The organism is Paeniglutamicibacter sulfureus (genome assembly GCF_030512175.1).
GTDB lineage: Bacteria > Actinomycetota > Actinomycetes > Actinomycetales > Micrococcaceae > Paeniglutamicibacter > Paeniglutamicibacter sulfureus.
Genome location: NZ_JAULBL010000001.1, coordinates 1,419,568 through 1,432,927 on the forward strand (window position 1 = coordinate 1,419,568; position 13,360 = coordinate 1,432,927).

General features: G+C 66.8%; 13 protein-coding genes. 5 read left to right on the top strand and 8 right to left on the bottom strand.

What is annotated here, in order from left to right:
• Window positions 1–11: 11 nt before the first annotated feature.
• The 6 genes from folE to dacB all read right to left on the bottom strand — a co-directional run bounded on the left by folE (window position 12) and on the right by dacB (window position 7,289).
• Window positions 12–623 (bottom strand): GTP cyclohydrolase I FolE, encoded by a 612-nt coding sequence (gene folE, locus Q2T94_RS06250; RefSeq protein WP_372342948.1) that lies wholly within the window; start codon window positions 621–623, stop codon window positions 12–14.
• Window positions 624–653: 30 nt separating this feature from the next.
• Complete coding sequence (ftsH, locus tag Q2T94_RS06255; protein ID WP_264270983.1) at window positions 654–2,609, bottom strand: ATP-dependent zinc metalloprotease FtsH; 1,956 nt, start codon at window positions 2,607–2,609, stop codon at window positions 654–656.
• A gap of 234 nt (window positions 2,610–2,843) precedes the next feature.
• Window positions 2,844–3,395: a hypoxanthine phosphoribosyltransferase gene (gene hpt, locus Q2T94_RS06260; protein ID WP_264270984.1), complete on the bottom strand. Its 552-nt coding sequence runs from the start codon at window positions 3,393–3,395 to the stop codon at window positions 2,844–2,846.
• 153 nt (window positions 3,396–3,548) lie between these two features.
• On the bottom strand, window positions 3,549–4,598 hold the full coding sequence (gene tilS / locus Q2T94_RS06265; protein ID WP_302263280.1) for a tRNA lysidine(34) synthetase TilS: 1,050 nt from the start codon (window positions 4,596–4,598) through the stop codon (window positions 3,549–3,551).
• 26 nt (window positions 4,599–4,624) lie between these two features.
• Window positions 4,625–5,773: a zinc-dependent metalloprotease gene (locus Q2T94_RS06270; protein ID WP_302263281.1), complete on the bottom strand. Its 1,149-nt coding sequence runs from the start codon at window positions 5,771–5,773 to the stop codon at window positions 4,625–4,627.
• Window positions 5,774–5,864: 91 nt separating this feature from the next.
• Window positions 5,865–7,289, bottom strand: coding sequence for a D-alanyl-D-alanine carboxypeptidase/D-alanyl-D-alanine endopeptidase (dacB, locus tag Q2T94_RS06275; RefSeq protein ID WP_302263282.1), 1,425 nt, complete (start codon window positions 7,287–7,289; stop codon window positions 5,865–5,867).
• A gap of 131 nt (window positions 7,290–7,420) precedes the next feature.
• On the opposite strand from dacB, the gene Q2T94_RS06280 reads away from it, so the two are divergent.
• The 5 genes from Q2T94_RS06280 to Q2T94_RS06300 all read left to right on the top strand — a co-directional run bounded on the left by Q2T94_RS06280 (window position 7,421) and on the right by Q2T94_RS06300 (window position 11,830).
• Complete coding sequence (locus Q2T94_RS06280) at window positions 7,421–7,906, top strand: inorganic diphosphatase (RefSeq protein WP_264270988.1); 486 nt, start codon at window positions 7,421–7,423, stop codon at window positions 7,904–7,906.
• Window positions 7,907–8,067: 161 nt separating this feature from the next.
• Window positions 8,068–9,810 (top strand): HNH endonuclease signature motif containing protein, encoded by a 1,743-nt coding sequence (locus tag Q2T94_RS06285; protein WP_302263283.1) that lies wholly within the window; start codon window positions 8,068–8,070, stop codon window positions 9,808–9,810.
• A gap of 94 nt (window positions 9,811–9,904) precedes the next feature.
• Complete coding sequence (yczE, locus tag Q2T94_RS06290) at window positions 9,905–10,588, top strand: membrane protein YczE (RefSeq protein WP_302263284.1); 684 nt, start codon at window positions 9,905–9,907, stop codon at window positions 10,586–10,588.
• Window positions 10,589–10,678: 90 nt separating this feature from the next.
• Complete coding sequence (locus Q2T94_RS06295) at window positions 10,679–11,293, top strand: hypothetical protein (RefSeq protein WP_264270991.1); 615 nt, start codon at window positions 10,679–10,681, stop codon at window positions 11,291–11,293.
• A 120-nt stretch (window positions 11,294–11,413) separates the two neighbouring features.
• Entirely contained in the window at window positions 11,414–11,830 is a 417-nt protein-coding gene (locus tag Q2T94_RS06300) for a DUF1761 domain-containing protein (protein WP_264270992.1), read from the top strand.
• 22 nt (window positions 11,831–11,852) lie between these two features.
• Here Q2T94_RS06300 and Q2T94_RS06305 read toward each other — a convergent pair whose 3' ends face one another.
• Window positions 11,853–12,284, bottom strand: a complete 432-nt coding sequence (locus tag Q2T94_RS06305; RefSeq protein WP_302263285.1) for a hypothetical protein — start codon at window positions 12,282–12,284, stop codon at window positions 11,853–11,855.
• A 168-nt stretch (window positions 12,285–12,452) separates the two neighbouring features.
• A complete protein-coding gene (locus tag Q2T94_RS06310) occupies window positions 12,453–13,304 on the bottom strand; it encodes an HAD family hydrolase (RefSeq protein ID WP_264270994.1) in 852 nt (283 codons plus the stop codon).
• Window positions 13,305–13,360: the final 56 nt, after the last annotated feature.

A 13,360-nucleotide genomic window follows, 5' to 3' on the forward strand; every position in this document is an offset into this window, starting at 1 on the left:
GGGGGTGTTACCTACTTTCCGAGGATGAGGCTCATGGCCTCTGCGCGGGTGGCCGGTTCGCGTAGCTGGCCACGCACGGCGCTGGTGACGGTCTTGGCGCCCGGTTTGCGGACGCCCCGCATGGACATGCACATGTGTTCGCATTCGACGACGACCATGGCGCCGCGCGGGTTCAGGTGGGCGACAAGTGCGTCAACGATCTGCGTGGTCAGTCGTTCCTGGACCTGCGGGCGGCGGGCGTAGACCTCCACCAGCCGGGCCAGCTTGCTCAGGCCAGTGACCTTGCCCTCCGGGCCGGGGATGTAGCCGACGTGGGCGCTGCCGTGGAACGGCACCAGGTGGTGTTCGCAGGTCGAGTAGAACGGGATGTCCTTGACCAGGACCAACTCATCGTGTTCGATGTCGAAGGTCGTGGCCAGGAGGTCCGCCGGGTCCTCGTGGAGCCCGGCAAAGAACTCCGCATAGGCCTTGGCCACGCGCTTGGGCGTCTCCAACAGGCCGTCGCGCTGGGGGTCCTCGCCAATGGCATGCAGGATCTCGCGCACGGCGTTTTCAATGCGGACCAGGTCCACGCCGCCGGCGCGCTGGACGTTGTCGTCTTCAAGCTGATCGATCTCGTTCACCCTCAGATCCTAGCGTGTGTGTGCGATGGGTTACTCGCCGGTGACGTCGCCTGACGTTGCAGCTGCCGCATCGGCGGCGATTTCCTTCGCGGAGAGGACAGGACCGGCCGCGTGGACGGGGCGGCTGTCCTTGCTCAGCCAGACGTCGCGCTCGGGACGCTTGGTGAGGTCGTGGAAGATTTCCTCGATCTCCTTCTGGTTCAGCGTCTCATGCTCGAGCAGTGCCAGGGCCAGGCGGTCAAGCACGTGGCGGTTCTCGGTCAGCGCGGCGTAGGCCTCGTCGTGCGCGGTGTCGATCAGCGCGCGGACCTCTTCGTCGACCACGTTGGCCATGGCGTCGGAGTAGTCGCGGCTGGCCGCTTGGCCGTACATGGCATCCCCGGAGGAAGAGCCCAGCTTCACGGCTCCCACGCGCTCACTCATGCCGTAGTCGGTGACCATCTTGCGTGCGGTGGCGGTGGCCTTCTCGATGTCGTTGGAGGCGCCGGTGGAGGGGTCGTGGAAGACGATTTCCTCGGCCACGCGCCCGCCCATGGCGTAGGCCATCTGGTCCAGCAGCTCGTTGCGGGTCACCGAGTACTTGTCGTCGTCGGGCACCACCATGGTGTAGCCCAGTGCGCGTCCACGCGGCAGGATGGTCACCTTGGTGACCGGTGCGGTCTGGCGCATGGCGGCTGCCACCAGCGCGTGTCCGCCCTCGTGGTACGCGGTGATCTTGCGCTCGTGTTCCTTCATGAGGCGGCTGCGCTTCTGCGGGCCGGCCATGACGCGGTCGATGGCCTCGTCCAGGGCGCGGTCGTCGATCAGCTGGGCGTTGGAGCGCGCGGTGAGCAGCGCCGCCTCGTTGAGCACGTTGGCCAGGTCGGCGCCGGTGTAGCCGGGGGTCTTCTTGGCAACGGCCTTGAGGTCGACGTTGGTGGCCATCGGCTTGCCCTGGGCGTGGACCTTGAGGATCTGCTCGCGGCCGATCATGTCGGGGGCCTCGACGGGGATTTGGCGGTCGAAGCGGCCCGGGCGAAGCAGCGCCGGGTCAAGGACGTCGGCGCGGTTGGTCGCGGCGATCAGGATGACGTTGGTGGTCGCGTCGAAGCCGTCCATCTCAACCAGCAGCTGGTTGAGCGTCTGCTCGCGCTCGTCGTTGCCCCCTCCGATGCCGGCGCCGCGGTGGCGACCCACGGCGTCGATCTCATCGACGAAGATGATGGCGGGGGAGTTGGTCTTGGCCTGCTCGAAGAGGTCGCGGACGCGCGAGGCGCCGACGCCGACGAACATTTCCACGAAGTCCGAGCCGGAAATCGAGTAGAAGGGGACGCCTGCCTCGCCGGCGACGGCCTTGGCCAGCAACGTCTTGCCGGTGCCCGGAGGGCCGTACAGCAGCACGCCCTTGGGGATCTTGGCCCCGACGGCCTGGAACTTGCCCGGTTCGCGCAGGAACTCCTTGATTTCGTGGAGTTCCTCCACGGCCTCTTCGGCACCTGCAACGTCGACGAAGGTCACCTGCGGCATGTCCTTGGTGATCAGCTTCGCCTTGGACTTGCCGAACTGCATGACCTTGGATCCGCCGCCCTGGGAGCGGGAAAGGATGAACCAGAACAGGCCCACGATCAGGATCATCGGGATCATGAAGCCGAGCATGGAGGTGAACCAGTTGCTCTGCACCGGCTGGTCGGTGTAGCCGGAGAGGTTGGCCTCGTTGACCGCCGTCACCACCTGGGTGCCGCGCGGTTGTGAGTAGAAGAACGAGACGTTCTTGCCCTTGTCCTCGCCGTCGAGGTTCAGCGGTTCCTTCAGCGTCAGGTCCACGCGCTGCTCGCCGTCGAAGATCTTCGCCTCGGTGACCTTGTCGTCCTTGAGCAATTGCATGCCAACGGAGGTGTCGATGCGCCCGGAGTTGCCGCCCAGAAGCGTCGGCAGGAAAATCAGCAGCACCGCGGCGCCAAGCAGCACCCATACGATCCAGCTGTTGAAGATCTTTTTCGCGTTCATTGATTGGGGGTCCCGCCCCATCCCTCCTGCTTTCGGGCACTGGCGGCCCGGGCGCCTGGGCGACGCCGGTAATCTTGCTACACGCTCATTAAGTAAACGCCCTATGTGATACCCACGGATGGGCAAGGCGATAAGTTCCCCTTTGGGCGTAAGAACACCGATGGCCGCCCCCGGGAACCGGAAACGGCCATGGCACACCGCACAAGGGATGCTGGAGCGGGCTGGTGCCGCCTGCTACTGGTAGACGTGCGGTGCCAGGGTGCCGATGAAGTCCAGGTTGCGGTACTTCTCGTCGAAGTCCAGGCCGTAGCCGACAACGAATTCGTTGGGGATCTCCATGCCGACGTACTTCACGTCGATCTCCACCTTTGCGGCCTCCGGCTTGCGCAGCAGGGTGCAGATCTCGACCGAGGCCGGGCCGCGGGAGTGCAGGTTGGCCAGCAGCCAGGACAGCGTCAGGCCGGAGTCGATGATGTCCTCGACGATCAGCACGTCCTTGCCCAGCAGGTCGGTGTCGAGGTCCTTGAGGATCCGCACGACGCCCGAGGACTGGGTACCCGAACCGTAGGACGAGACCGCCATCCAGTCCATGGTCACGTGGCTGTGCAGCGCGCGGACCAGGTCGGCCATGACCATCACGGCGCCCTTGAGGACGCCGACAACCAGGATGTCCCGGCCTTCGTAGTCGGCGTCGATCCGGGCGGCAAGCTCATTGATCTTGGCCTGGATTTCTTCCTTGGTGTAGAGGACATGCGCCAAATCGGCGCTGACATCTTTCGAATCCACGAGGGCTCCTGGTTCTGGGGTCGGCGATATACCGGTCGAAGGGGGTTTTCCACCCACGAACTAGAGTGCCACAGTCTGGCTTGCGGTGGGGAGCGCGGCACCCCGGTGTTGCCGCGGCCTTGGGGCTGGCGGCCCGGGATTGTGAGGCAATTCTCACCCGTCGCCGGGCCGCAGGCCGCTGGCGTCCAGCCGCAGGAAGGGCGCGGCGCCGGCGGGAAGCCTGGTTCCGGCGATCCGGGTGGCCTCCACCGGGCCCTCCAGTTGGATGGGGCCGGCGGATTTCGACCCGAGGACCAGCGCGTTCAATGCCCGCAGCCGTTCGAAGTCCGGTGCCGGTGCGCCCAGCCGCACCACGGACAGGCGCAAGGCGCGGGAGCGCAGGGGCTCGGGCATGGCCCGCAGCCGGGCCAGGTCGATGGAGGACACCGCGGAGGCGGCCGCCGAGGCCCCGTCGGCGAGCGCTGGGTCCGGGGCGAGGATGGCGTCGTGCAGCGCGCTGGCGGCCAGCCCGTCGAGGTATTCGGCGTCGGCGCGCGCCAGGGCCGCGGTGCGTGCCAGCGCGGCGGGCACCTGGTCCCCCAGCACCGAGCGCAGCACCGGCATCAGCTCGTGGCGCACCCGGTTGCGCAGGTAGCGCGGGTCGGTGTTGGTCGGGTCGCTCCAGTATTCGAGCCCTTCGTGCCGGCAGATCGCCTCGACATCCACCCGTGCCAGGCCCAGCAGCGGGCGCAGGTACTGGCCGCGGGCCGCCGGCATCCCTGCCAGGGAGAGCGTCCCGGAGCCGCGCGCCAGGCCGAGCAGCACCTGTTCGGCCTGGTCGTCGAGGGTGTGGCCGAGCAGCACGTGGCCGGCGCCGCTGTCCTCCAGCGCCCGGGCAAAGGCGGCATAGCGCGCGGTGCGCGCCGCCTGTTCACTGCCGCCGTCCACCTCCACCGGGAGGACCAGCACCTCGCCCAGGCCCAGGGCCCGGCATTGGGCTGCTGCCCGTTGTGCCACCTCGGCGCTGCCGGGCTGCATCCGGTGGTCGACGACGACCGCCCCCGCGTCGATCTCCCGCGCCCGGTGCAGGAAGGCCGCCGCGGCAGCAAGCGCCAGCGAATCGGCCCCGCCGCTGCAGGCCACCAGCACCTTGCCGCCTGGCGGCACCATGGCCCGGATCGCGTTGCGGGCATCGGCCAGCACGCGCGGCAGCTTTCCGCCCATCGTCGTCCTTCCCGTGGGGCTTGCCGCTAGTTGCCTGCCGGGGTCTGGTCCCCGGCAGGTGATCCGCCCATGCGCGCCACCCACGCGGCGGGGTGGTGCAGTTCGTGCTCGGTGGGCAGGTTCTCCGGACCCTCCCAGACCCGGTTGAAGCCCTCCATGCCCATGAGCTTCACGGCACGGGAGACGAAGCGCTGCCCGTCGGCATATTGGCGCATCTTCGCATCCAGGCCCAGCAGCTTGCGCAGCCACTTCTCCACCATGCCGCGGTCCTTGCCGCGGGCGCCGAAACGCTGGCGGATGGTGCGCACCGAGGGCACGATCGAGGAGTCCACTGCGTCCATCACCACGTTGGCGTGTCCCTCCAGCAGCGACATCACCGCGGTGATGTGCGAGAGGATCGCCTTCTGCTCGCCGGTGCGCAGGCCCGCCAGCAGCCCGGTGTCCCCGCTTGAAGGTAGGCCGGCGTCCACTGCTTCCAGGTCCTTCTTGCCGCGGATGACCTCGGACGCGGCGGCACGCAGCCGCTCACCCAGGGCCTCGGGTTCTGCCAGCAGCGAGGCCAACAGCTCCGCGATCTTTGACTGCAGGTGCTCGCGCAGCCAGGGTGCTGCGGCGAACTGCACCCGGTGGGTCTGCTCGTGCAGGGTGACCCAGAGCCGGAAGTCGTCGGTGTCGACCTTCAGTTCCCGCTCGATGGCCACGATGTTCGGCGCCACGAGCATCAGCCGGCCGCCGGAGGGCAGGTCCGCGCGCAGCAGGCCCGCGAAGGGGTCGTACTGGCCCAGCACCTTGGAGGACATGAAGGCCAGGATGGCGCCCATTTCCACGCCGGTGGCCGTGGAGGAAAGCACCTGTGCGGCTTCGCTGATCTTTTCGCCGCGGGTGGCGGCCAGGTGTTCCATGGCGGGTCCCAGCATCGCCTCGAAACTTTGGGTGTTCGCCTTGGCCCAGCCGGGCCGATCGACGATGAGCACCTGCGAGTCGCGCAGGTCCGCAGCCGCCTCCAGCCCGGTGATGCGGTGCACGTGTTCGACCGATTCGTCGGCCTTGGCTCGCAGGTCGGCGACCACTGCCGCAATCTCGGTGCCGGTGAGGCTCGGGCCCGCACCGACCAGCTTGGCCGCTGTGCCGGCGGCGAGGTCCCAATTGATCAGCCGGAATTCGGTGGTGTCCATGCCTTCCATCCCATCACGCTTTTGTCCCGCACGGCGTGATTGCGCGCTGGGCCAAAAAACTTGTGCCCGCCCGGCGGCCCGGCCGGCGGGACTAGCGGCATCCGCAGCCGGTGAGCGCCGCGGCCGCGGCATCGAGCGTTGCCCGGTTTGGCCCGATGGACCGGTCGCTGGTGTTCACGAAGAACGAGAAGGCCAGCAAGCGGCCGTCCCGGGTCACGGTGAGCCCGCTGAGGCTGGAGACCTCCATGAGCGACCCGGTCTTGGCGCGCACCAGCCCGCGCGTCTGCGCGGCACCCAGCCGGGTGGACAGGGTCCCGGTGGCGCCTGCAACCGGCAGGCCGTAGCTGAGGTTGCGCAGCGACGCATGTTCGGAGGTGGCCGCATACGCCAGTGCCCGGGCCAGGGCCAGGGGTGCGACGCGGTTGGTGTTGGCCAGCCCGGAGGTGTCCCTCAGCTCAATTCCCGTGGTGTCGATGCCCAGGTCCGCGATCACCTGTGTCACCGCGGCGGCGCCGTGCGCGTAGTCGCCGGTCTGCCCCAGCTCCAGAGCGACGAGGCGGCCGAGCGCCTCGGCCACGTAGTTGTCCGAGACCTCCAGCATGAACCTGGTTTGTTCACCCAGGGTGGCGGAGCTGACGGCGGCCAGCTCGGTGCCCTGGACTCCGGGGTCGGCGCGCGTGACCTCGGTGGCGACCTGAGGGCCTCCGTCCGCCGCGCCCATTGCCGCGCGCAATGCCTTGGCAAAGGTCCTAGCCGCATGCATGCCCGGGTCGCCCACCCGTTCCGCCTTCGGATTGGCATTGGCGCGCGCCGCGTACATGGCGACGGGGGAAAGCGGCGCGATGTTGTTGGTGCTGACCAGCGATGCGTCCCAGTCGGGGTTCAGCGCGGGGCCGGCAAAGAGCGAGTCGTCGAGCTCGACGGACAAGGCATCCCCGGTTTCCCCGGCCGCGTGGGCCTGGCGCAGCGAGGTCGCGGCCCGCTTTGCGAGGGTTTCGAGACCTGCCCTGCCGCTGGTGGATGCCGAGCCAGTGCCGGATCCCAGCAGCACGTCTCCCCCGCCCACCAGCACGACGGTGTCCGGGTCCTTGAGCACGGCCTTAGTGGTGAAACGATGGCCCTCGCCGAAGACGTGGGTGGCGGCGATGGCCGTGAACACCTTCAGGCTCGAGGCCGGGATGCCCGGCTGGTTGCCGGAAAGCGAATACAGTTCCTCGCCGCTTGCCACGTCGAGGACGCCGGCGCTGACCGAGACGTCGGCCGGGGAAGACGACAGGATCGGATCCAGTGTCGCGGCAAGCGCTCCGGCAACGGGTGCAGGGGCCGCGGGATCAAGCGGCGGCAGAGCCATGGCGCCGACGGCGGCGAGGTCCGGGGCCACCGGCTGTGCGGCCGACGGCTTCGACGCGGCACCCGAGGCCATGACCGGGATGAGGAAGAACGCCAGCAGCCCCAGCAGCACGCCGGCAACGATCGAGGTGATGCCCAGACGCTGGATTTGGCTCGCATGCTTCATTCAACATCCCCGAAATCGTCGTAGTCTGCGTGCGCCATATACCCTTAAGCGCAGCTACCTAAGACTAGACGGCAATCGGACGCGCCCGCGTCCGCACATGCCGCTGGTCACGAGAGTCGAGGAGACTTTTTATGAGCCACGACGTCACCATCGAGATCCCCGCCGGATCGCGCGTGAAGTACGAGATCGACCACGAGACCCACCGCCTGCGCCTGGACCGCGTGTTGTTCACGTCCATGCAGTACCCGACGCACTACGGCTTCTTCGATGACACGCTGGGCGAAGACGGCGATCCGTTGGACGCACTGGTCTTCATCCCGGGCGTCGACCTTTTCCCGGGCGTCGTGGTGGAGTCCCGCCCGATCGCCGTGTTCAACATGACCGACGACGGCGGCGGAGACGCCAAGCTCGTGTGTGTTCCGGCGGACAAGCGCTTTGACCACATCCAGGAATTCGAGGACCTCGACGGGTGGCTCGTCAAGGAAATCGAGCACTTCTTCCTGCGCTACAAGGACCTGGAGCCGGGCAAGTGGGTCAAGGCCGAGGGCTGGATGGGTCGTGCCGAGGCCGAAGCCGAGCTGGAACGCTCGATCGAGCGTTACAAGGCCCAGGCCTAACCGCTCCACCACACCACACCCGCGGGGCCGGGTCCGAAGGCTGCGCCACCGGCGCGATCTCCGGACCCGGCCCCGCGTTGTTTCCTGCGGTGCCTGTGCGGTTGTCCACATCCCCGCGCACCCTTGCCCCGCCACGGCCCCGGCGTCGCACACTGGAGAACATGGACACGCGGCGGCTCATTGAGGCCCTCACCGGCGATGGTGGCGATCCGGGACACCGAGTGTCGCCGGCCCGGAAGCTGCGCCTGTTTTCCGCGCTGTCCCTGCGACTCGCGGAACTTGCCGCCGAACTGGCCACGGAGATCTCCTCCCCCACCGAGGCCGCCCTTTTTGCCCACGACGTCGAGCGCACCCACCGCCAGGCCGAAATCGCGCAGATCCGGGCTGCACATACCGCCCAACGCACCCTCGTACAAGACCTGCCCGCTGAAAACCTTGAATGGGCGCGTGCCACCGCGGCGGATCCCGCAGCGTTCATCCGCGGGGAGCGGGCCCTGCCCCCGGACCCGGCCACCGTCCCAACCGGGATCATGCCGTTCAAGGACACCTGCGATTTCCTGCAGCATTCACTGCACCTGCCCCGCTTCGCCGCCCGGAACCGGCTCCACGCCGCAAACGCCCTGCTCCCGCACGCCGATGTCCACGGCAACCAGTGCGCACCGCGCTACCCGAAGCTCGCCGAACAGCTCCACGCCGGAACCGCGTGCCTGGGCGCCACGGCCGCCGCAGCACGCAATCTCGATGCCCTTGCACCGGCCATCGCCGCCCAACCCGCGCCGCACCGGCTCGCCGAGAGGATCGAGGAAAGGGTCGCCGGCTCCGTGGCCGCCGGCATCCCCCAGGACACCCGGCGTCTCTTCACTGCCCTGTCCGATGAACTCGAGAACGCCACCTCCGCCGACCAGCTGCCCACCCCGCAGGAAATCCAGGCGAAAACCGGCATCTTCATCACCAAACGCACCCGCCACTTCACGTTTATGTCCCTGTGCCTGCTCAACACCGACGCCGAAGTCTTCCTTTCCCATTTCGCGGCCTCCGACAATCCCCGCACGCTGGCCGGCAACCGTGACGCCCTGGCGGCCGCAGCCACCGGAATGAACCCCGCCGCCGCTGCAGGCGGTGCATCTGCTACCCCTGATTCCGCTGACAAGGGCACCGCGGAAGGCACCTCCGGAGCCACTGATGGCCCTGACTGGTTCACCCGTCCCGAGGGAGTCGCCGTCGAAACCCTCGACGGCCCGGCAACCGGCTCCGGATCGCCGCCGGGTTTCGATCCGAACCTCGCAGACTCCCCCAATAGCCTCTTTCCCGGCCAGGACGGGCTAACCCCTCCCCAACGCCACCTGCAAACCGTGCTGAACCTCATGCGCGCACCAACCAAACCTCCGGGCAAGGGAGCCACCGGGCTGCCCACCGCCCAACTGATCATCCACTGCCGCCTCGACACCCTCCTCGGGCTAGCCACGGGCAACGGCTGGAGCGCCCACGGACTCGAAATCCCGATCAGCGAAATCCGAAGACGGCTGGCCACCGACGGAACGATTCCGCTGGTCCTGGGCGGCCAAGGGGAAATCCTCGACGTCGGCCAGGAAATGCGCTTCGCCCCGGACCACATCAGACGGGCCGTGCTGGCCCGCGACGGCGGATGCTTCTACCCCGGCTGCACCGTCCCGCCCGAACACCTGGAAATGTGCCACATCGACGGTTTTGCCCAAGGCGGGCACACGAGCGTCCACAAATTCACCCCCGGCTGCACAAGCCACCACCACATGGCCGACAACGGACTGCTCGAACTAGTCATCCACAACGGCATCCCGCACGTCTTATTGCCCCAGCACCTCGACCCCGAACGGCTACCGCGTCGCAACACCTATTGGCCGCAGAACCAGGCCGCTCTCTTCTAGGGACGGACATCCGGCACCCCCCGGTTCCCGGGGCCAGGGCCCACACCATGACGAAGGATTTTTTCGGGCACGGATTGTGGGAGATGCTGATGGCATGACCAAGGCCGCACCACGTGAACTAGCCCAGCTAACCCCCATCGAACAATTACGCGCCGGACGGCTCCCGTTGCGCCTGGTTCAGCTGTTCGTGGGCTTGACACTCTTTGGCGCGGCCATGGCCGGGTTCGTCCGGTCGGGGCTCGGCTTGGCCCCATGGGACGTGCTCCACTACGGCGTCACCCTGCACACCGGACTCAGCCTGGGGACCGTGGTGATCGTCTTCGGATTCCTGGTGCTGTTGCTGTGGATCCCCTTGCGGCAGATGCCTGGCCTGGGCACCATTGCCAACGTCGTCTGGATCGGCGTTTCGGCAGACATTGGGCTGGCGCTCCTTCCCGAAGTCCACGGCCTGCCCGCACAGCTGGCCCTCTTTGCCGGGTCACTGCTGGTGAACGGACTCGGCGGAGGGATGTACATCGGCAGCCAGCTTGGCCCTGGCCCGCGTGACGGATTGATGACCGGGCTGCATGCGCGCACCGGAGTCAGCCTGCGGTTGGCGCGCACCGGCGTCGAGGTTACTGTGCTGGTCATCGGCTGGTTCCTGGGCGGGATCGTCGGTTTCGGCACCATCCTGTACGCGCTCGCCATCGGCCCGGTTACCCAATTTTTCCTGCGCTTTTGCATCATCGAGCTGCTGCCCGCAAGGACCACCGCCCAAGCCCCCGCGGCCACACCCTAGGCTCCCAGGCCACCCGGCGGTCACCTGGCCAGGGCACTCTCACCGGCGTTTATCCAGACGGAGTCGGCGTTTCGCTGCATAATTGGGACTGTGTACCTCGTAACCCTCAGACAACGTGACCGGCGTTCCGACGGCGATCTCACCGATGAAATGCTCCGCACCCTGGCCGGAATTGCCACATTGGCCCCGTTCCAGCGCTCCGGGCCGTCCCTGCTCGTCGGCGTCCCCGAACGCGCCGAAGACGCCGTCGAGGCGGCTCTTCGCGCGCTGCGCAGCAACCAATGGCTGGTCGGCCTTGGCGTCGGCAGCCTGTACGAACCGGTGCCCCGCGAGGCGCAATACCTCCAGGGCACAGCGCTGGGCTACGCCCACACTGCCGTCGAGCGTTCCGGACACACCGGGGAACGGGTACCGCTGAGTGTCGTTGGCCCCGAGGCTTCCGTCGCCGCCGAAGCCGAGGCGGTGCTGCGCCTGCTCGGACAGATTGTCAGCACCCGCAGCAGTGCCGAGTGGGCGGTGCTCGATTTGCTGACCCCAGGGGCTCGCGGCCAGCAAAAACATGTCGCGACGGAGCTGGGCATCACCGCCCAAGCAGTCTCCAAGGCCGTGGTCCGATCCGCATGGGTCGAGGAATGGGCGGCGCGCCCGGCGGCCGCCAGGCTGTTGCGCTGGCTTGATTCGCCCCACGCGGCCGCCGACCTCTAGACGATGTCAGGTTTTTCCAGTTCCCTAGTCACCCTGCGGTTTTGGACGTAGTATCGGCGATATTGATGTCCCATACGAGGGGAGGGATTCCGCCCCGCACGATGACATGAGGAGCAAACGATGGTTCCCGAAATCAATTGGATTGCCGTAGTTCTTGCCACACTTTCGACCATGGTGGTTGGCAGCATCTGGTACACCCCGAAGGTGTTCGGGAATTACTGGATGAAGGCGGCCAAGGTAACCCCGGGTGAGGCCAAGGGCGCCGTTATCCCGATCGTGGTGACTCTCATCGTCAGCTTCATCAGCGCCTGGGTCCTGGCCGGTGCCACGTATCTGTCCTTCGACTTCTACGGCGGTTCCTACCTCACCAACGCCCTGTTGACTGCATTGATCCTGTGGGGCGGCTTCACAGCGACGCGTTTCATCACCCATGATGCCTTCGAGGGCCGACCCGTGGGACTCACCGCGCTGAACTGCCTCCACGAGCTGGTGACGTTCATGGTGATGGGCTTGATCATCGGGCTATTCGGCGTCTGATCGGAAGCCGTAGCCCGCGGGATTACTTACTCGGGGTCGGCGAGGGCAGCGGTTCCTGCTCGAATTCGAGCCATCCGATCGTGTAGTTTCCGCCGCGCTCGAACACGTCAAAACGCTCGCCCTCGGGGTGGCTCGGGGTACTCAAGGTCAGTTGGGACCAGTGACCCATGGTCGAATCCGACACGGGTTCCACGCTATAGCCGGCGGCAACGCCGAGCCGCTCGAACTCTGCACCCAGCCTGTCGAATTGTTCGCCCACGGTATCGGTCCCGCCCGTGGTGGTCACCCTGCACGCCTCGATTTGGTCCCCTGCAAGGGTCGAGTCCACCAGATGGTCCATGGCCTGTTCAATGTCGGGTTTTCCGGTGTTGCAGATGGCATCGGGAGAAGTGCATCCTGTCACCAAAACCCCGGCACCGAAAAGGGACAGGGCAAGGATTCCGGCGCGTTTCATGGGTTTAAGCATAGCCAGTGAATCGGATGCACGTGCCAGCGGCCCATCACCTGCACCAGGGAACGGCCAGGGGAATCCATGTGATTGCTCCGGAACCTAAGGCGGCTTAAGTTGAACGTCCGCCACGGCAAGGTGCCATGGCGGACGTCCTGGGTCTCAGCCGAGACCTCAGGCTGCCTTGGGCATGAGGAAATCCTGCAGGACCTTCGCCAGTCCGTCATCGTCCACGCCGGCTGCGATTTCGTCTGCCACGGCCTTGACTTCATCTGGGGCCTGGCCCATGGCCACGCCCCGACCTGCCCACGACAGCATCTCGATGTCGTTGCGGCCATCGCCCACGGCAATGGTCCGCTCGATGTCGAACCCGCGCGCCATGCGCAGCGCTTCGAGGCCACTGGCCTTGGTGACGCCCTCGGCGGCGATGTCCAGCCACGCCGTCCAGCCCACCGAATAGGTGACTCCTGAAAGTCCGAGCGTGCCGACTGCATCGCCGAATTCCTCGGCGGTGGCGTCGGTGGAGAAGACCACCAGGCGAACGGCCGTGGCTTCAAGCATCTTGTCCAGCGTCACCGGGGTTGCGACGACGCCAAAGCTGGCATCCTCGAAGCGCTCTGTGGAAAGGAACTGCCCCTTGTCGTCTTCTAGTGCGTACTTCGCTGTGGGCAGCGCCTTGAGCAGTGCACGCAATGCGGGAGCCGGGTCGAAGGTCTTGCGTTCGATGATTTCGTAGCCGTCTTCCAGGGTGGTGTCGATGCGCACAGTGACGCCGCCGTTGCAGCAGACGGCATAACCGTTCTCGATGCCGAGCATTTGAATGACCGGAAGTGTTGCGCCGAGGGAGCGCCCCGTGGAAATGACGACCTCGTGTCCGGCCGCGACGATGGCGCGGGCCGAATCCTTGACCGCCGGGCTCATCTCCCCGACGTGGTTGACGAGGGTGCCGTCGACATCAAGGCAGATCATGTAGGTTTCGGTTGCTTCTGACCGGTCTTCGATGCCGGTTCTTGTCATAACTGTCATTTATCCAGTGAAGCATCAAAATCACTTCCTGGGGATGAGCCAGCCCACAATGTGTC